The organism is Mesorhizobium sp. ISC25 (assembly GCF_042295465.1).
In the GTDB taxonomy this organism is placed as follows: domain Bacteria; phylum Pseudomonadota; class Alphaproteobacteria; order Rhizobiales; family Rhizobiaceae; genus Mesorhizobium.
Genome location: NZ_CP135441.1, coordinates 36,192 through 52,918 on the forward strand (window position 1 = coordinate 36,192; position 16,727 = coordinate 52,918).

The 16,727-nt window shown below is 62.8% G+C and carries 17 protein-coding genes and 1 pseudogene; 7 read left to right on the forward strand and 11 right to left on the reverse strand.

Features of this window, described 5'->3' with window-relative positions; genetic code table 11:
- Positions 1–33: 33 nt before the first annotated feature.
- The 6 genes from RQ479_RS00190 to RQ479_RS00215 all read right to left on the reverse strand — a co-directional run bounded on the left by RQ479_RS00190 (position 34) and on the right by RQ479_RS00215 (position 4,273).
- A complete protein-coding gene (locus RQ479_RS00190) occupies positions 34–717 on the reverse strand; it encodes an SCO family protein (RefSeq protein ID WP_376703679.1) in 684 nt (227 codons plus the stop codon).
- A gap of 67 nt (positions 718–784) precedes the next feature.
- Positions 785–1,312: a TlpA family protein disulfide reductase gene (locus RQ479_RS00195; RefSeq protein WP_376703680.1), complete on the reverse strand. Its 528-nt coding sequence runs from the start codon at positions 1,310–1,312 to the stop codon at positions 785–787.
- A 7-nt stretch (positions 1,313–1,319) separates the two neighbouring features.
- Positions 1,320–1,760 carry a DUF411 domain-containing protein gene (locus RQ479_RS00200; protein ID WP_376703681.1) on the reverse strand — a complete coding sequence of 147 codons (441 nt, stop codon included), beginning with the start codon at positions 1,758–1,760 and terminating at the stop codon, positions 1,320–1,322.
- A gap of 28 nt (positions 1,761–1,788) precedes the next feature.
- On the reverse strand, positions 1,789–3,222 hold the full coding sequence (locus RQ479_RS00205; RefSeq protein ID WP_376703682.1) for a multicopper oxidase family protein: 1,434 nt from the start codon (positions 3,220–3,222) through the stop codon (positions 1,789–1,791).
- A gap of 130 nt (positions 3,223–3,352) precedes the next feature.
- Positions 3,353–3,760 carry a hypothetical protein gene (locus RQ479_RS00210; protein WP_376703683.1) on the reverse strand — a complete coding sequence of 136 codons (408 nt, stop codon included), beginning with the start codon at positions 3,758–3,760 and terminating at the stop codon, positions 3,353–3,355.
- Positions 3,761–3,847: 87 nt separating this feature from the next.
- The gene (locus RQ479_RS00215) at positions 3,848–4,273 is read right to left on the reverse strand and encodes a helix-turn-helix domain-containing protein (RefSeq protein ID WP_376703684.1); all 426 of its coding nucleotides are present in this window, start codon (positions 4,271–4,273) and stop codon (positions 3,848–3,850) included.
- Between the two features lie 65 nt (positions 4,274–4,338).
- Between RQ479_RS00215 and RQ479_RS00220 the strand changes: the two genes are divergently transcribed.
- Together RQ479_RS00220 and RQ479_RS00225 are read left to right on the forward strand one after the other, a co-directional pair.
- Complete coding sequence (locus tag RQ479_RS00220) at positions 4,339–6,540, forward strand: heavy metal translocating P-type ATPase (RefSeq protein WP_376703685.1); 2,202 nt, start codon at positions 4,339–4,341, stop codon at positions 6,538–6,540.
- A gap of 28 nt (positions 6,541–6,568) precedes the next feature.
- On the forward strand, positions 6,569–7,165 hold the full coding sequence (locus tag RQ479_RS00225; RefSeq protein ID WP_376703686.1) for a cation transporter: 597 nt from the start codon (positions 6,569–6,571) through the stop codon (positions 7,163–7,165).
- 222 nt (positions 7,166–7,387) lie between these two features.
- Here RQ479_RS00225 and RQ479_RS00230 read toward each other — a convergent pair whose 3' ends face one another.
- Positions 7,388–7,810, reverse strand: a complete 423-nt coding sequence (locus tag RQ479_RS00230) for a hypothetical protein (protein ID WP_292658873.1) — start codon at positions 7,808–7,810, stop codon at positions 7,388–7,390.
- A 185-nt stretch (positions 7,811–7,995) separates the two neighbouring features.
- Here RQ479_RS00230 and RQ479_RS00235 point away from each other — a divergent pair, with 185 nt between their 5' ends.
- From RQ479_RS00235 to RQ479_RS00250, 4 genes are all read left to right on the forward strand, one after another.
- Positions 7,996–8,808 (forward strand): class I SAM-dependent methyltransferase, encoded by an 813-nt coding sequence (locus RQ479_RS00235; RefSeq protein WP_376703687.1) that lies wholly within the window; start codon positions 7,996–7,998, stop codon positions 8,806–8,808.
- 1,766 nt (positions 8,809–10,574) lie between these two features.
- Positions 10,575–10,907 (forward strand): DUF2778 domain-containing protein, encoded by a 333-nt coding sequence (locus RQ479_RS00240; RefSeq protein WP_376706065.1) that lies wholly within the window; start codon positions 10,575–10,577, stop codon positions 10,905–10,907.
- Between the two features lie 365 nt (positions 10,908–11,272).
- On the forward strand, positions 11,273–12,058 hold the full coding sequence (locus RQ479_RS00245) for a ThuA domain-containing protein (protein WP_376703688.1): 786 nt from the start codon (positions 11,273–11,275) through the stop codon (positions 12,056–12,058).
- Positions 12,059–12,133: 75 nt separating this feature from the next.
- Entirely contained in the window at positions 12,134–13,192 is a 1,059-nt protein-coding gene (locus tag RQ479_RS00250; RefSeq protein WP_376703689.1) for a Gfo/Idh/MocA family protein, read from the forward strand.
- Between the two features lie 97 nt (positions 13,193–13,289).
- Here the strand turns inward: RQ479_RS00250 and RQ479_RS00255 are convergent.
- Positions 13,290–13,523: pseudogene (locus tag RQ479_RS00255) on the reverse strand (TetR family transcriptional regulator); the annotation flags it as partial.
- Positions 13,524–13,944: 421 nt separating this feature from the next.
- On the opposite strand from RQ479_RS00255, the gene RQ479_RS00260 reads away from it, so the two are divergent.
- Positions 13,945–14,367 (forward strand): hypothetical protein, encoded by a 423-nt coding sequence (locus tag RQ479_RS00260; RefSeq protein WP_376703690.1) that lies wholly within the window; start codon positions 13,945–13,947, stop codon positions 14,365–14,367.
- A gap of 143 nt (positions 14,368–14,510) precedes the next feature.
- On the opposite strand, the gene RQ479_RS00265 is transcribed toward RQ479_RS00260, so the two are convergent.
- Genes RQ479_RS00265 through RQ479_RS00275 form a run of 3 tightly spaced genes read right to left on the reverse strand, consistent with a single transcriptional unit; the run spans position 14,511 to position 16,611 of the window.
- A complete protein-coding gene (locus tag RQ479_RS00265) occupies positions 14,511–15,239 on the reverse strand; it encodes an amino acid ABC transporter ATP-binding protein (RefSeq protein WP_376703691.1) in 729 nt (242 codons plus the stop codon).
- Positions 15,240–15,268: 29 nt separating this feature from the next.
- Positions 15,269–15,943: an amino acid ABC transporter permease gene (locus RQ479_RS00270; RefSeq protein ID WP_023677250.1), complete on the reverse strand. Its 675-nt coding sequence runs from the start codon at positions 15,941–15,943 to the stop codon at positions 15,269–15,271.
- A complete protein-coding gene (locus RQ479_RS00275; RefSeq protein ID WP_376703692.1) occupies positions 15,940–16,611 on the reverse strand; it encodes an amino acid ABC transporter permease in 672 nt (223 codons plus the stop codon). Before RQ479_RS00275 ends, RQ479_RS00270 begins: the two co-directional genes overlap by 4 nt.
- Positions 16,612–16,727: the final 116 nt, after the last annotated feature.

The window sequence follows — 16,727 nt, forward strand, 5'->3', positions numbered from 1 at the left end:
GTTTCGCCGGACCGCCGGCATGTGAATGGTGCCTCAGAACATGCCCTTGATCTTCGCCCACCATCCCGTTTCCGGCTCATGGTGCGGGCGCTCGACATTGTTGGTGAGCGCATTGACGAAGGTGACGAGATTGACCGCGGCGAAATTCAGGCCATGGAAATTCGCCCGCCAGCGGCCCTCCTTGTCGATCACATGGGTGACGGTGCCGTGCATCTGATAACCATCATCCGTCAGCGTGAACTTGTGGCCGAAGGCCTCCGCCAGTCTGCGGGTCGCATCCTCCGGCTGATCCGCCGGCGTGGTCAGGAACAGCCAATTGACGGGGTCGAGCCCGTGCGCCGGCCCGTATTTGCTGACCACGTCCGGCGTGTCCCTGGCAGGGTCGGTGGTGATGGTCACAAAGGTGACCTGGCCTTTCATCAGCGTGCCGTTCACCATTTTCTGGACTTCGGCGATCTTCTCGGCGTGCAGGGGGCACACATCCGGGCACGATGTGTAGATGAAGTGGAGGACGACCACCTTGCCGCGCAGGTCTGCCGTTCGCACGACACGCCCATCGGCGGTGCGCAGCGTGAATTCAGGCGCCGGCTTGTCGATCGTCTGGAAATATTTCTCGTCGCCCTCAAGCATGGCGTCGATTTCGTCGAGTGAGTGGGCTTGGGCCTGATACGAAAAGCCCGCGGTCAGCGCCGCAATGGCAATTACGCTTAGCAGCAAACACCTCCACTCGTTCAAAGCCGATGCGACGCAGCGAGCCTTCAACCCGGACATATCTGTTCCTTTCTCACTCGGCGGCGATACGGCTGCGGATGAAGTCGACCATGTCGGGCGCGTCCCATTCGGCCGGCCCAATCAGCCGGCCGATCTCCTTGCCATCGCGATCGACCAGCAGGGTTGCCGGAAGGCCGACGGAGCCGATGGCGAACATGGCCTTGCCCGAGGCATCGATGTTGAGGGCGAGGTGCTTGATGCCGATCTCGGCAAAGAACTTCTTCACAATCTCAGGACCGGCACGGTCCATGGACAGCGCGACGACCTCGAAATCCGGACCGCCCAGTTTGGCTTGCAGACGATCGAGCGTCGGCATCTCCTTGCGGCAGGGCGCGCACCATGTCGCCCAGATGTTGAGCAGCACGACCTTACCGCGGAAATCCGTAAGCGTTTTCGGCTTGCCGTTGCCGTCCTCGAAGCTGATTTCCGGTATGGGGACGGGCGCCTCGTGAACGACAAAGTTCTGCGGCGGCTCAGCGGCTGATACCGGCAGCGAAAATGCCAGCAGCATGCCAATCAGGACCATGGCCAGTTTGCTCACAACAGCCTCACTCGGTCGCGTAGACGGTGGGTGCCTTGCCGTCCTTGGTGAAGGCGTAGACGACGAAGGGGCCTTGCTTCTCACCACCCATGCCTGGAGCGCCCGTCGGCATGCCAGCCAGCGTTATGCCGGTGATGGCCGGGCGTTCGGTCAAAAGCTTCTTGACGATCTCGACCGGCACCAGGCCATCGACGACATAGCCGTCGACCATCAGCGTGTGGCAGCCTTCGAGGTCGGCCGGCACGCCGGCATCGCTGCTGATCTGAGAGAGATTGTTGACCGGCTTGATGTCGATCTTGAAGCCGTTGTGCTTGAGATAGTTGGCGTAGGATTCGCAGCAGCTGCATTGCGGGTTCTTGTACATGACGGCGTTGATCGTGGCGGCGAAGGCAGGCAGCGGCGTTGCGATCAGCAGGGACAGTGCGGCTAGGCGGTAGGTCAGTTTCATTGCAGTTCTCCTTGGTTGGATAAAACTTTCAGGTCACGCGGAACACTGTCATCAGGCCGGCCATCTGGTGGTCGGCGACATGGCAGTGCAGCATCCAGTCACCGGGATTGTCGGCAACGAAGGCGCATTCGATCGTGTCCTTGGGGGCGAGCAGCACCGTGTCCTGCCATTGCCGGTGCGGTACCGGCGAGCCGTTGCGCGAAAGCACCGACAGGCTGAAGCCGTGGACGTGCATGGGGTGCCACCAGGCGGTTTCGTTGCGCATGGTGAGACGGCAGGTGGCGCCGCGCGACAGCGTGAACTGCGGCGCCATTCCAGCGTGGCCGTCGCCGGTCATCGACATGCCGTTGATTGCCCAGGCGGCGCCGTTCATGCCGGGCATCGCCATGCCCATCATGCCCCCGATGCCGGCCAGCTTGCCGCCACCCATCATGCCACCCTGCAGGACGATTTCATGCCGTTCGGCCTTGGCCAGGTCGGAGGCCGGCAGCGGATTGGCCGGCAAGCGAATCGGCGCATCGAGAGGATGGTCGCGCAGCGGCGCTCCGGCGTCGTAGGCGAGCGTGGTCAGGGTGTAGGCAAGGCCATCGTAGTAATCGTCGATCACCGCATGTCGGCTGCCTGGGTCGCCCTGCATGTCGAGCACGACATCAATGCGCATGGCGGGCGCAAGCACCAAGCGTCCGCCCTCCGGCTCATGCGGGTCGCAGGGCTGGCCGTCGATGGCGACGATGATCGGACGGTGGCCTTCGAAGCGCAAAGCCATGATGCGAGCGAGTGACGCATTGGCCAGCCGCAACCTGACGCGCTCGCCGGCCTTCACGGTCACGTCGGCCGGCGGTGCACCGTTGACGGTGACGACATTGCCGACACGGCCCGACATCGCCGCATCCATCATGTTGCCGAAGCCGGCAGCGATTTGCCCGTCCTTGGTGAGCCGCCAGTCCTGCAGCAGCCATAGAAGCTCGCGGTCGACCGCGACCGGTTCGGCTTCCTCGACGATGAGTGCGCCGGCCAGCCCGCGGCCGAGCTGCACGAGGCTGTCGGCATGCGGATGGTACCAGAAGGTGCCGGCATCGGGCGGGGTGAACTCGTACACGAAATTTTCGCCCGGCCTGATCGGCGGTTGGGTCAATCCCGGCACGCCATCCATGGCGTTTGCCAAGCGGATGCCATGCCAGTGAACCGTGGTGTCCTCGTCCAGTCCGTTCTCGACGATGATGCGAGCGGGCTGCCCCTGGCGCAAGCGCAGTGTCGGGCCTGGGACCGTGCCATCATAGGCCCATACCGGAGTGCGCGGACCATCGGGGCCGGTGAGCCGTGCCTGGCCTGGCGCCACCCTGATCCGGTGTTCGCCGGTAGCCAGCGCCAGTGCGGGGCGGATCGGCGCGGAGGCGGCAATGCTTGCCGCCGCAAGCAGGAATTTGCGGCGCGTTATGAACGGACTTGAAACCGAATTCACCCTTGTGACCCCTGCGGTAACCGACGGCGAACATCGCGACATCGATTGAATTGCTGCCGCGCCCGTTGCGCAGTACGCGCTACCGGGCGATCAAACGCCGCCAATCAGCCGCGGAACGGCAGAAACGGCGTCAGACGAGAGCGCTGGGTCTTGGAGGGAATGGCTCGGGCAACAGACTTCGCCCGTGCAGGAACGCGGCGGGAAGCGCCGGTGGCAGCTCTGCCCGCAGCAGTCCCGTCACGGGGAGAGCTTCCGGCAGCACCGCCAGAACCGGTGCGACGCAGGTCGGCGCACATTGCATCGGTTTGTCGTTGTCGGCCGAGCTCTTGAGGCAAGCGCTGCAGTCGCCGCCCTTCGCATCGGCCATCTTGGCCATGCCGGCGTCGGTGGTGCCGGCATCTGTGGCCATGATCATGCGGCTGTCGATCGCCATCCTCGCCGACATGACGGCAGCCTGGGCGGCTGACAGGCTGAACCCGGCGGTTACGACCATCGCGAGCAGCATAGTCAGGAGGTGTTTTGGTGACAGACGTGCCATCATCCGCTCAGGTTGACCGCAAAGCGCGGCTTTTGCAAGCTCGGCATGCTGTGACATCGGCGCTGGTGCGAGCTCCGGTCTTGCGAATCAATGATGAGGATGCTCACATTGACCGTGATCTGACAGCACCTCGATCACACGGCATTCGCAGACTTTCCCCTGCCGGCAGCCCTCAACCGTCAGTTCCAGCTCGATCTTCAATGCGGTAAGGCTGCGTATTCGCTGGACGACCTCGGCCAGACGGGCTTGGGCGATGGCGTCGGCGGTTCCACAGGGCTGGTGGGGATTATCCTGCAACGTCAGCAGCGTCCTGATGGCCTCGATGTCGAACCCAAGCTCGCGCGCGTGCCTGATGAAGGCGAGCCGGCGCAAGTCGGCCGCTTCATAATGCCGGCGATTGGCTTCGGTGCGGGCAGGGGCTGGAAGCAAATCGATCTGCTCATAGTAGCGGATGGTTGGAACCTTCACGCCGCTGCGTCGGGCTGCTTCACCGATGGTCACACCTGCTGACATTTTTCGCTTGCTCCTCTAGTCACTAGAGGATGTAGCGTCGCGTTGAAAGTTACAAGAAATGCGAGATGACTGCGATCGGACAAGAGACAAAATTCCGCGTGGAAGGCATGGATTGCGCCAGCTGTGCCAGCAAAATCGATACCCTCGTGCGGCGGATGCCTGGTGTGCAGGATGTTAGCGTATCCGTTTCGGTAGGCACTCTGACGGTCATTCATACTCCCGAAAGCAATCTTGACGCGATCGAGAGGAAAGTCACCGGCCTCGGCTACGCTGTTGCTCCGCTGACCGCCAAGTCTGGAGCGCCGGCCTCCGATCAATTGGCCGACCATGACCACAGAACGCACAGTCACGACAAGAAATTAGCGGGATTGCATGGCAACGATGATGCGCCGATGTCTGGGCCATGGTGGAACAGCGCCAAGGGCCGCTTGACCATCGCCAGCGGTGTCGCCTTAGCGGTGGCTTTTGCGGTTCATTACGCTTGGCCCGCGGCCGGCCCATGGGCCTTCATCGCTGCCGCGCTGCTCGGCTTGGTGCCGATCGCGCGCCGGGCGGTCATGGCCGCACTCGCCGGCATTCCGTTCACTATCGAGATGCTGATGACCGTGGCGGCCGCCGGCGCCGTCGTTATCGGCGCCGGCGAGGAAGCGGCGACAGTGGTCTTCCTGTTCCTGATCGGCGAACTACTGGAAGGGGTGGCCGCCGGGAAGGCACGTTCTAGCATCCAGGCGCTCACCACACTGGTTCCCAAGACGGCGCTAGTCGAAGTGGATGGGACGAGCCGCGAGGTGCCGGCCGAAAGTCTGTCCGTGGGGGACATCATTCTGGTGCGGCCCGGTGATCGGATTCCGGCTGATGGCGAGATCACCGAGGGTGACAGCGCCATTGATGAATCGCCTGTGTCGGGTGAAAGCGTCCCGGTGGGCAAGAACGTTGGCGACACGGTTTTTGCCGGCACTATCAACGTCGACGGCGTGCTGCGCATCAAGGTGACGGCGGCCTCCGCCGACAACACGATTGCACGGGTCGTCAAGCTCGTCGAGGAGGCGCAGGAAAGCAAGGCGCCCACCGAGCGTTTCATCGACCGTTTCTCGCGCTGGTACATGCCCGGCGTGGTCGCCGTCGCGGCGCTCGTCGCGATCATGCCACCGCTGCTCCTTGGCGGCGATTGGAACGAATGGATTTACAAAGGTCTGGCGCTGCTGCTCATCGGCTGTCCGTGCGCGCTGGTCATTTCTGTGCCGGCGGCAATTGCGGCGTCGTTTTCGGCCGGAGCCCGGCGCGGCCGGCTGATGAAAGGCGGGGCGGTGCTGGAAGGGCTCGGCACCATCACTGCCGTGGCGCTCGACAAGACCGGCACGCTGACGCTCGGCAAGCCGCAGGTAACCGACGTGGTTGCAGTCGGCGCCAGTGAACGCGAGATCCTTTCCCTCGCGGCAGCGCTCGAGACCGGTTCCAGCCATCCGATGGCCCTGGCCATTCTGCAAAGGGCCAATGCTGACAAGATTCCGGTGCCACCTGCTGCCGAGGCCAGGGCGATTGGCGGCAAGGGCGTCGTCGGTCGCGTCGGCGGCAAGAGCCTGTTTCTGGGCTCGCCGGCCGCTGCCGGCGAAAAGGCGCCGCTGCCAGCCGACCTGGCCGCACGCATCACGGCACTGAACGATGAAGGAAAATCGGTGTCGGTGCTGCTCATCGACGACGCTCTTGCCGGCTTCATCGCCATGCGCGACGAACCCCGGCCGGACGCGTTCGCCGGGCTGAAGGCGCTGACCGATGCGGGCATCAAAACAGTCATGCTGACCGGTGACAACAAGCGCACCGCCGCTGCCATCGGCAAGCAACTCGGCATCGAGGTGCTCGCCGAATTGCTGCCCGAGGACAAGCAGCGCATTGTCGGTGAGTTGAAGCGGCAGGGGTTCAGGGTCGCCAAGGTCGGCGATGGCATCAACGATGCGCCAGCACTTGCCGCGGCCGATGTCGGCATCGCCATGGGCGGCGGCACGGATGTGGCTCTTGAAACGGCTGACGCAGCGGTGCTGCATGGACGCGTCGGCGACGTCGCCGCCATGATCAGGCTGTCCCAAGCAACCATGGCCAACATCAAACAGAACATTACAATGGCATTGGGGCTGAAGGCAGTGTTCCTGGTGACGACGATCGCTGGCATCACCGGCCTGTGGCCCGCCATCCTCGCCGACACCGGGGCGACGGCCCTGGTGACAGCTAATGCCATGCGGCTGTTGCGCTGGAAGAGCAGCTGGCAATAACATCAACGCCACCAGATCAGGGCAGACCATGCAGCAAGCTATTACGTCAGACGGCCTTCGCCGGGTGGTGCCTGTCGTCGCGCTGCTGAACCTTGGTTATTTCGGCATCGAATTCGCCGTGGCGCTGGCGATCGGCTCGGTGTCGCTGTTCGCCGACAGCGTCGATTTCCTGGAAGATGCATCGGTCAATCTCCTCATACTGCTCGCCATGGGATGGTCGCTGCGTGCCCGCTCGCGGGTCGGCATGGCGCTGGCGCTTATCCTTCTGGTGCCCGGCCTGGCGACGCTGTGGACCGCGTGGGAAAAGTTCAACATGCCAGTGCCGCCCCAACCGGCAGCGCTGACGCTGGCGGGGTTGGGCGCCTTGGCGGTCAACCTGTCATGCGCCTACATGCTGGCGCGCTACCGCCATCACAGCGGCAGTCTTACCAGGGCGGCATTCCTCTCGGCCCGCAACGATGCGGTCGCCAACATTGCGATCATACTGGCCGGGTTGGTGACCGCCTTCCTATGGCGCTCGGCATGGCCGGATCTGATCGTCGGCTTGGGAATTGCAGCGCTGAACGCAGACGCGGCGCGCGAGGTCTGGGAGGCCGCTCGGGAAGAGCACCGAGCCGTTTCGTGAACTCCAAAACGCTCAGCGCGCTGCCGGCTTGCTGATGCGCCAATGCAGGGTCGCCAATGCAGGCCCCGCAGACCGGCCTGCAGTCATCCAGAAACTTGCGTGATCTCTAATATAAGCGCACGCTTCCAAAGCGGGCGGAGGGAGAAACGGCCCACAAGCACGCACCTCATCAAAAGGCCCGCGTCTCCGAAGAGGGCGCGGGCCGGTTTTCGTTGGCATGCGCTAGGCGGGTATCAAGACGGCGATGCGGTGGATGCCGACCACCTTGCTGGTGTTGGCTGCCTCGTCGGTCTTGCCCTTGGAGCAGGTATACATATCACCTTCCTTGAGCTTGAATTGCTTGTCGGCTTTTTTGATCGTGAATTCACCGGCGGTAATGGTGCACACCATGTCGTTGTCCATTACCATTGCAGGAGCAGCTGCTCCCGGCTGAAAGACCACATCGACAATTGAGATGCTCTTGTAGGCGGGGATATCGGAATTGCCGGTGCCGACCTCAACCACCCTGACGCCGGGGGCTATTTCCTTGCCTTCCTTCGGGCCGTATTTCTTGACCTTTGCAGCTGCCGCCAGCGTGAACAAAGGCGTTACCGCGGCCGCCGTCACGCCGAGCGCGATTGCAGACCTGCGATTTATGGTTTTCATCGCATCCTCCCGTTATGGCCACGCACCAATGCGCATGGTTGCAATATATTAGCACATATGCAGATAATTGCAGCACGGCGTTTGGGAGCTTCCGGGAGCGAACCGCCTCCCGGTCGAATGCGACCGAATAGCAAACAATTCCATGCTATGCTGGCGAGCCATCAAACGGGCGACGGGGGATAGCAATGTTGGAAACGGACAAGGTGTTCGCTGGCTCGATTCCGGAAAACTACGACCGCTTTATGGTGCCGTTGATTTTCGAGCCGTTCGCCGCGGATATTGCACGACGGGCAGCGTCCTTGTCGCCAAGCGCCGTTTTGGAAACCGCCGCGGGCACCGGGGTTGTCACCCGCGCCTTGGCGCCAAAACTGTTCCCCGATGCAAGCTATATCGTAACCGACCTCAACCAGCCGATGCTCGACTACGCCGCTTCGCGGCAAGCTCCCGACGATCGTATCAAATGGCGTCAAGCTGATGCTCTGGCGCTACCGTTCGAAAATGCGGCCTTCGATCTCGTTTGTTGCCAGTTCGGCGCGATGTTCTTTCCCAACCGCTCATCTGCCTACCGCGAAGCCCGGCGAGTCCTGAAACCCGGAGGACATTTTCTATTCAGCGTATGGGATCGCATCGAGGAGAATATATTTGCCGACGACGTGACGAATGCTCTCGCAAGGATTTTTCCGAACGATCCGCCGCGCTTTCTGGCACGCACGCCGCATGGCTACCACGATACGGCACTGATCCGTAGCGAGCTGGAGGACGCAGGTTTTTCCGGTGTGGTGATCGAGACGAGGGCCGAACAAAGCCGTGCCTCCTCGCCGCGCCTTCCGGCCGTTGCTTATTGCCAGGGCACTCTTCTTCGCAACGAAATCGAGGCCAGAGAGGCGGGAAAACTGGACGCTGCAACCGACTATGCCGCAGCCGCGATTGCAGACAGGCATGGCAGCGGCGAGGTTGCTGCCAAAATCCAGGCTCACATAGTGGTGGCTGTGGTCTAGGTGTTGGATATCCCGTTCCAGCCTTCGCGACATTCAGCTGCTATGCAGCAAACATCTTGCTATCCCAAATTCTCAGACGGTAGCCGTTCATTCGCCTGAGTGGCAGGTCGAGTGCCAGGTCGATAGTCGCCAGTTTGACCGATCGCCGGGGCTTGGTGGCGGCGGCTGCCGGCCGCGCGATTCTGGCCGGCCTGGCTTCACTTTGGCAGCCACGGCCGACTCCGCCCAGCAAGGTCTAGTCATTTCGCTTTCTTGACTCGGCCGACAAAAACGGGCAGCAAAGTCATCATTGGAGGGCAGTTTTGCCAACTATGCAGGTTTTGGAGGGCGTTTTTCGGTGTGACCGTCGCCCAATCGGCGGTCGGTAGAGGGATTGGTTAACCAACTTTGTCCATCTTTTGAATCAATCGGCAACAGACGCGAAGTGTGCTGGGGGCACCAGGCGAACTGTGAATGTCACGGCTGCGAAATCCGCTAGCCGGCATCGGCCGATTGAGAGTGGTTGAATGGCGTTTGTAAGTGCGAAAACCCGGGGTGACAGTCCTGCAACTGGATTGACTTCGATGAGGCCCGGCCTGCGCTGGGTCGCGGTTCCGGCCGTCGGCGCAGCCATTGCTTTATGGTCGGTGGCGACCTTGGCCGGCCTCTATTCGATGGGAACCTCGCTCACCGCCGCTTCCAACGGTCTTCCGCAAAGCCTGCTCGCGCCGCACACCATCGCGCTCGCCGATCCTCGCCGCAGTCTTGCAAAGGCGCAGGCCCCGACATGGGCCGCGGCAAACGCAGCGCTGTCGGCCCGGCTGCTGCAGCATGGATGCGATGCCAACTGCCTGCGGTCGGCATCGAACTTCGTTCACCAGGGAAAATCGGCGCGTCTCAAGCGCAATGCCGTGCCGCATATCGCCGACGCGCCGCAGCAACCAAGCTTCGACGACGTGGTAGCCAAGGCCGCGCTGTCGCCGCAAAAGCTTGCCGTCGTCTTTGCCCGTGCCTCCTCCGGTTCACCCTTCAAGCTCGCAAGCCTGCCGGCCGACGCCCGGTTCGCCGAGCCGGTACGCATACCCGATCCGAACGGCCCTGCATCGGTGCGCTTCGGGCCGGCGGTGGCGGAGATCGAACGCTCGTCGCGCCTGGCGCTGGCGTTAGCCAATACATTGCCGGAGCAGATGATCGACGTGCTCCCGGCAGCCGTCGCGGCAAGCGAGCCCGCGGCTTCGCAAGAGCCACAAGAGCCTGAGGTCCAGCTGGCTTCGCTGCCGCCGCAGGACGACATGCCCGACAGCATTCCGCTGCCGACGCTGCGTCCGCGGGCGGTCATCGATCAGCCGGCCGAGGCGCCGCAGGCCCAAGCGCCGAAAGACCGGGCGCCCAAGGATCAGGCCTCAAAGGCCCAGGCAGCAAAAACGGAGCCGCCCCAGGCATCCAAGGCCCAGGCATCCAAGACCCAGGCAGCCAGGGCGAACAAGGTGCAGACGGCCGACGCTCCGCCGGCCGAGACGCAACCCGGCAGCCTGTCGCCTCGCAATTCGTCACAAGCGGCAGTGCCGGCGGTGTCGGGCAAGCCGGGCAAACGGTCGAAGACGCAGGGCGGCGACATGCTGGCCTATGCCAAGCCCGACATGCCTTCCGGCAGTCTCGGCGGGGCCTTCAGGAACCTGTTCACCACGCCCGGCATGGGCAGCGGCGTCGCCGTCTACGACATCTCGGCCAAGACTGTCTATATGCCCGACGGTTCGCGGCTGGAGGCACATTCGGGATACGGTTCGATGGTCGACCAGCCGCGCTACGTTCACAAGAAGAATGTCGGTCCGACGCCGCCCGACACCTACAATCTGACGCTGCGGGAATCGCGCTTCCACGGCGTCGAGGCACTGCGTCTCACCCCTGCCAGCGGCAGCAACAAATATGGCCGCGACGGCCTGCTCGCCCACACCTACATGCTGCGCGGCGGCCGCGCCGAATCCAATGGCTGCGTCGTCTTCAAGGACTATGCCCGCTTCCTCGCCGCCTACAAGAAGGGCAAGATCAAGCGCCTTGTCGTGGTGCCGCGGCTGTCGAAGCCGCTGACACGCGTCGCCCAAGAGGGCCGCGGCGCTTAGACGGTTGCGGCGACGCACTACGAAAGCCGTTTTGTCGCGATCCTTCGCGCCCCCCTCTGTCCTGCCGGACATCTCCCCCACAAGGGGGGAGATCGGACTTCGCGTTTGTCTGTCGCCATCCTGCAACGTTGGCGATTGGCGAAATCGCGGATCACCAGCCAATCTCCCCACAAGTGGGGGAGATGTCCGGCAGCACAGAGGGGGGCGCTGTCCCGCCGGCATCGCTGGTTTTGCCGCCTCGACTTTCCCGCCCGCTTTCCAACAGATTGTCAGGAGCCGGCCGCGAAACGGTTTTCATTCCCGGCCGAGGATATTATGACTGACCCGTAGGGGCGGCTCCAGCTTCAAACAATCAAGAGGACATCATGACAATACGCGCTGTCGTCTGGGGCGAGAATATTCATGAGCGGACCAACGAGGTGGTCGCGGGCATCTATCCCGAGGGCATGCATGCGACGATCGCCAATGCGCTGAAGCTCGACCCGGAGATATCAGTATCCTGGGCAACGCTGGAGCAGAAGGAGCATGGGCTGCCGGCCGACCGTCTGGCCGAAACCGATGTCTTGCTGTGGTGGGGGCACAAGGACCATGGCGCCGTCGCCGACGAGATCGTCGAGCGCGTGGCGCGCCGTGTCTGGGAAGGCATGGGGCTGATCGTTCTCCATTCCGGCCATTTCTCGAAGATATTCAAGAAGCTGATGGGCACGCCCTGCACGCTGAAATGGCGCGAGGCGGGCGAGCGCGAACGGCTCTGGGTGACCAGCCCCAACCATCCGATCGCTGACGGGATCGGCGAGTATTTCGAGCTCGAGAACGAGGAGATGTATGGCGAGCAGTTCGCCGTGCCGGAGCCGCTCGAGACCGTGTTCATCTCCTGGTTCCAGGGCGGCGAAGTGTTCCGGTCGGGGCTGACCTATCGCCGCGGCGCCGGCAACATCTTCTATTTCAGGCCCGGCCACGAGACCTATCCGACCTATCACGACGCCAACGTCCACAAGGTGCTGCGCAATGCGGTGAGATGGGCGCACAACCCGCAAGGCGCCAATCCGGCCATCCTCGATGCGCCGAACGTGCAGGTTGAAAAGGCGCTCGAGCCGATCGTCGAGCGCGGCGGAAAGCTGCATTCCGCGGGCGAAGCCGGCTTTCGCTAGACCACGATCCCGAACTTTGGTTCGGGAAATCCATGATCGAACAAGAAGATAAAGCCCGTCCTAAGGATAAGAATCATGCGCCTCTTGATACTCGGCACCGGTTGGATGGCGGAGGAGCACGCCAGGCAGTTCGGCAAGATCAAGGGCGTCGAACTGATCGGCGCCGTCGATCTCGACCGTACGCGTGTCGACAAGTTTTCGGCCATCTACGGTATCCCCAACCGGTTCGCGTCGCTAGACGAGGCGCTGGCATGGGGCAAGTTCGACGCCGTGGCGAACGTGACGCCGGATCGCATCCACCATCCGACCACCATAATGCTGATAGCGGCGGGCAAGCCGGTGCTGTGCGAGAAACCGCTGGCCGAAAATTACCAGCGAGCCAGTGAAATGGCCGATGCCGCCGAGCGGGCCGGCATCATCAACATGGTCAACCTGACCTATCGCAATGTCGCGCCGCTGCAGAGAGCGCGCGCCATGGTGCTGGCCGGCGAGATCGGCACGGTCAGGCATGTCGAGGCGTCCTACCTGCAGAGCTGGCTGGTGTCCAAGTTCTGGGGCGACTGGCGCACCGATCCGAAATGGCTGTGGCGGCTGTCGCGCGGCCATGGCTCCAATGGCGTGCTGGGCGACGTCGGCATCCACATCCTCGATTTCGCCAGCTATGGCGCGGCGCTCGACATCGACCATGTGTTCTGCCGGCTGAGATCCTTCGACAAGGCGCCCGACAACCGGATCGGCGAGTACGGGCTCGACGCCAATGACAGTTTCACCATGTCGCTGGATTTCAGCAACGGCGCCTTCGGCGTCGTCCATGCCAGCCGCTGGGCGACCGGCCATTTGAACGAACTCCGCCTGCGCATCTACGGCGACAAGGGCGGCATCGAAGTCGTGCACAATCTGACCGGCTCGGAGCTGAAAGTGTGCATCGGCGAAGACGTCGAGAACGCCAAATGGCAGGTTCTGGACGCCGGAACGGTTCAGACCAACTACCAGCGCTTCGTCGATGCAGTGCGCAACGGCGTCCAGGCCGAACCGTCGTTCCGGCATGCTGCCGAATTGCAGAAGGTCCTCGACCTCGCCGTCGTCTCGGATGAGAAGAGGGCTGAATTGAGCACGCACGCGGATGCGCAATAGGCTTGGGTTCCTCGCCGCGGGCGTTTTAGGGTCAAAACAAAACCGAGTTCGAATCTCGGCCGTTCACGGCAGGAAGTGACGGCTCTGAAAGCAGAGTTTATCGTCTTGGAGAAAGGCCATCGAGCAGGAAGCCGAGGCCTTTGCGGAAAGCACCATCCCAATCGTTGTCCAACAGCAGACGGGAGCGCTCGATCGTCGGATAGCGTTCGCTGAGGCCTGCAAGGCGCTGCTGCGTGTCGGCTCTACCGTCCTCCGAAAGGTCGAAGTTCGCCCGGCTGATGGTGGCGCCCATCACATAGTTCCACAGCGACCATATCGCGACGTTCAGATGGGTCAGCGCGCCGCCGACAGCCGCGCGCTCGCCATCACGAGAGCCGAGCAACAGGGCTTCGCCTTGCCGTCGTTTCGCATGAGAAGAGGGCTGAATTGAACACGCACGCGGATACGCGATAGCCTTGGGTTCCTGCGCCGCGGGGCGAGGGAGAGGTGGCCGCAAAGCGGCCGGAGAGGGGTCCTTGGCAGCGAGGGCCTTCGCAAGAATGAAATGTCATTGATGTCGGGACAAGGTCGCACGCAATGACATGGTCAGCGCAATTCCCCCTCTCCGTCTCGGCGACCCGAGTGGTTTGTGAAACTCGCTAGCCGCGAGCGAGACTGAACTAACTCGGAAGGTCAGTTGATTCTTCGCCGCAACGGCCCATCCTTGATTGTTGGCCTACCTTTCCGACCAACTTTTGAACAGGGAGGAAACAATGGAAGCCGTCAATCGTAGATCCACACTTGCACTCGGTCTTACACTGGCCGCAACGCCTCTGATCGCTTGGGGGACATCAGCAGCCGCCCAGACTTACGGCCCCGATGAGGGCAAGGAGGTCTCACCCGGCGTCAGAGTTGTAGCGCTTGGTGAGCGCAAGTCGGTCATACCAGCCTATGCAACGGTGAAGCTGCGCGATGTTGTCATTCAGCCCGGAGCGAAGACGGCTGACAACATGATGAAGAACGACATGCTCTGCCACATGACTGAGGGAGAACTTTCGGTCGTTCACAACAAACAAAAGTTCACAGTCAAGAAGGGCGATGTTTGGGCCTGCGCTAATGGCGCTACGACAGAAGGCACCCAGAACACGAGCAGTGCGGTCGCGATCATGCGGGTCATCGATTTGATGCCCGCATAAGGGAAGCGGCTGGTGGAGGTGCGGCAATGGCCGCCCTAAGAGGAAGCCCGGCGCGCATCTGTCGTATTAGGGAACGTCCAGCGAAGGGCCGCTTTCCATCCATCTCGGCCATCGACGACAGCCAGCTGAGTTGAGTTTGAACCCTAATGCCGCAGGATCTTGCTCAGAAAAGCGCGACTGCGGTCGGTCTTCGGGTTGGAGAAGAACTCGTCCGGCGTGCCGCTTTCGACGATGGCACCGGCGTCCATGAACACGACGCGCTGGGCGACCTTGCGGGCAAAGCCCATCTCGTGCGTCACCACCATCATGGTCATGCCTTCCTCGGCGACCGCGACCATGACGTCGAGCACTTCCGAGATCATCTCGGGATCGAGCGCCGAGGTCGGCTCGTCGAACAGCATGATCTTGGGGCGCATGCCGAGGCAGCGCGCGATCGCCACGCGCTGCTGCTGGCCGCCTGAGAGTTGCGCCGGATAGGCATCGACCTTGTCGGCGAGGCCGACCTTGGCCAGCAGCTCGCGCCCGGCCTTCTCGGCTTCAGTGCGCGGGATCTTGCGGACATGGATCGGCGCCAGCGTGACGTTCTCGAGCGCCGTCTTGTGCGGGTAGAGGTTGAACGACTGGAAGACGAAGCCGATCTCGGTGCGCAGTCGCGTCATGTTGGTGGCGGGGTCGCCGAGGCGCTGGCCATCGACCGTCAGGTCGCCGTCGCGGATCGTCTCCAGCCCGTTGATGCAGCGGATCAAGGTGCTCTTGCCCGAACCGCTCGGGCCGCAGACGACGACCACTTCGCGCGGCTCGACGCTCAACGTGATATCCCTGAGCACGTTGAGCTGGCCGAACCATTTGTTGACGCCGCGAAATTCAATCATGCCGGTGCCATTTTTGCTGGAGTTCGACATCACAATTGCACCTCGCCATGGGCCGCGCCCATGCGTTGCTCCAGCCGGCGGGCCAGCATGATCAGGGGGTAGCAGACGATGAAATAACCGAGGCCGACGAGGAAGAAGACGAGCAGGCCGTTCGGCACACGCTGCACCACCAGCCAGCCGACGCGGGTGAGATCGGTGAGGCCGATCGCCGAGACCACCGAGGAATCCTTAATCAGCAGCACATATTGCCCGACCAGCGGCGGCAGCACGATGCGCATCGCCTGCGGCAGCACCACCTGGCGCATGCGCTGCCAGCGCGACAGGCCGGACGCCAGCGCCGCCTCGACCTGGCCGGTCGGCACCGAGCGGATGCCGGCGACGACGATCTCGCAGATGAAGCAGGCAGCCAGATTGGTCAGCGCGATGATGCCGGCGGTGAAGGCGTCGAGCTCGATGCCGAGTTCCGGCAGGATGAAGAAGATCAGGAAGATCTGCACCAGGAACGGCGTGCCGCGGATCAGGTCGACCCAGGCGCCGATCGCGCCGCTGATCAGCCGGTTGCCGCCGGTGCGCAGGATGCCAAGGCCGAAGCCGAGCAGCGTTCCCAGCACCAGGCTGATCAGCGACAGCACTACGGTCATGCCGAGGCCGCGCAGCGCGAGGGGATAGCTGCCGGCGATGCTTTGCAGCTGCTGCCAGATCATGTCCGTGCCCCCGCCAGGCCGAGCCAGCGCCCGGACAGTGACGCCAGCCCCTTCAGCCCGTAATAGAGCAGCAGGTAGAAGGCGGCGATGGTGATAAAACCTTCGGCCGGCATGAAGCGGTCGGAGGCGAGCAATTGTCCGGCGCGCGTCAGTTCGGCAACCGAGATCAGCGACAACAGCGCGGAATCCTTGACCAGCACGATTGCCTGGCCGAGCAGCGGCGGGATGGTCACCTTGAACGCCTGCGGCAGGATGACGAGGCGCATGCGCTGGACATAGGTCATGCCCGAGGCGACGCCGGCCTCGACCTGGCCGCGCGGGATCGACAGGATGCCGGCGCGGATGATCTCGGCGACATAGGCGCCGCTGTTCAGCGACAGGGCCAGGATACCGACGACGAGCTCGGGCAGGACGAAGCCGAGCCGCGGCAGGCCGAAATAGAGGAAATAAAGCTGCGCCAGCAGCGGCGTGGCGCGCACTGCGTCGATATAGGCCTTGGCCGGGACGCGGAACAGCCGGCCGCGCTGCAGGTTCATAGCGGCGAGCACGATGCCGACGGCGAGCGCGCCGGCAAAGGAGAGGACAGACAGCCAAACCGTCGTGACGAGGCCCTGCCCGAACAGGGGCAGATATTCGACGATGGTGCGGAAGCTGAAGTTTTCGAGCATGGATGGGTGGTGAATGGTGAATGGTGAATGGTGATTAGTGAGTAGTGAGTAGTGAGTAGGGGAGTAGGGGAGTGGTGAAACGGCCATTCCAGACGCGCTTCACTATTCACTACTCC

Excerpts from the sequence above, each read along its gene's own strand:
- RQ479_RS00275 (WP_376703692.1), bottom strand. The coding sequence starts at position 16,611 with ATGCTCGAAAACTTCAGCTTCCGCACCATCGTCGAATATCTGCCCCTG.
- RQ479_RS00245 (WP_376703688.1), top strand. The coding sequence starts at position 11,273 with ATGACAATACGCGCTGTCGTCTGGGGCGAGAATATTCATGAGCGGACC.
- RQ479_RS00215 (WP_376703684.1), bottom strand. The coding sequence starts at position 4,273 with ATGTCAGCAGGTGTGACCATCGGTGAAGCAGCCCGACGCAGCGGCGTG.
- RQ479_RS00200 (WP_376703681.1), bottom strand. The coding sequence starts at position 1,760 with ATGAAACTGACCTACCGCCTAGCCGCACTGTCCCTGCTGATCGCAACG.
- RQ479_RS00225 (WP_376703686.1), top strand. The coding sequence starts at position 6,569 with ATGCAGCAAGCTATTACGTCAGACGGCCTTCGCCGGGTGGTGCCTGTC.
- RQ479_RS00230 (WP_292658873.1), bottom strand. The coding sequence starts at position 7,810 with ATGAAAACCATAAATCGCAGGTCTGCAATCGCGCTCGGCGTGACGGCG.
- RQ479_RS00260 (WP_376703690.1), top strand. The coding sequence starts at position 13,945 with ATGGAAGCCGTCAATCGTAGATCCACACTTGCACTCGGTCTTACACTG.
- RQ479_RS00210 (WP_376703683.1), bottom strand. The coding sequence starts at position 3,760 with ATGGCACGTCTGTCACCAAAACACCTCCTGACTATGCTGCTCGCGATG.
- RQ479_RS00240 (WP_376706065.1), top strand. The coding sequence starts at position 10,575 with ATGGTCGACCAGCCGCGCTACGTTCACAAGAAGAATGTCGGTCCGACG.
- RQ479_RS00265 (WP_376703691.1), bottom strand. The coding sequence starts at position 15,239 with ATGATTGAATTTCGCGGCGTCAACAAATGGTTCGGCCAGCTCAACGTG.
- RQ479_RS00235 (WP_376703687.1), top strand. The coding sequence starts at position 7,996 with ATGTTGGAAACGGACAAGGTGTTCGCTGGCTCGATTCCGGAAAACTAC.
- RQ479_RS00220 (WP_376703685.1), top strand. The coding sequence starts at position 4,339 with ATGACTGCGATCGGACAAGAGACAAAATTCCGCGTGGAAGGCATGGAT.
- RQ479_RS00270 (WP_023677250.1), bottom strand. The coding sequence starts at position 15,943 with ATGATCTGGCAGCAGCTGCAAAGCATCGCCGGCAGCTATCCCCTCGCG.
- RQ479_RS00250 (WP_376703689.1), top strand. The coding sequence starts at position 12,134 with ATGCGCCTCTTGATACTCGGCACCGGTTGGATGGCGGAGGAGCACGCC.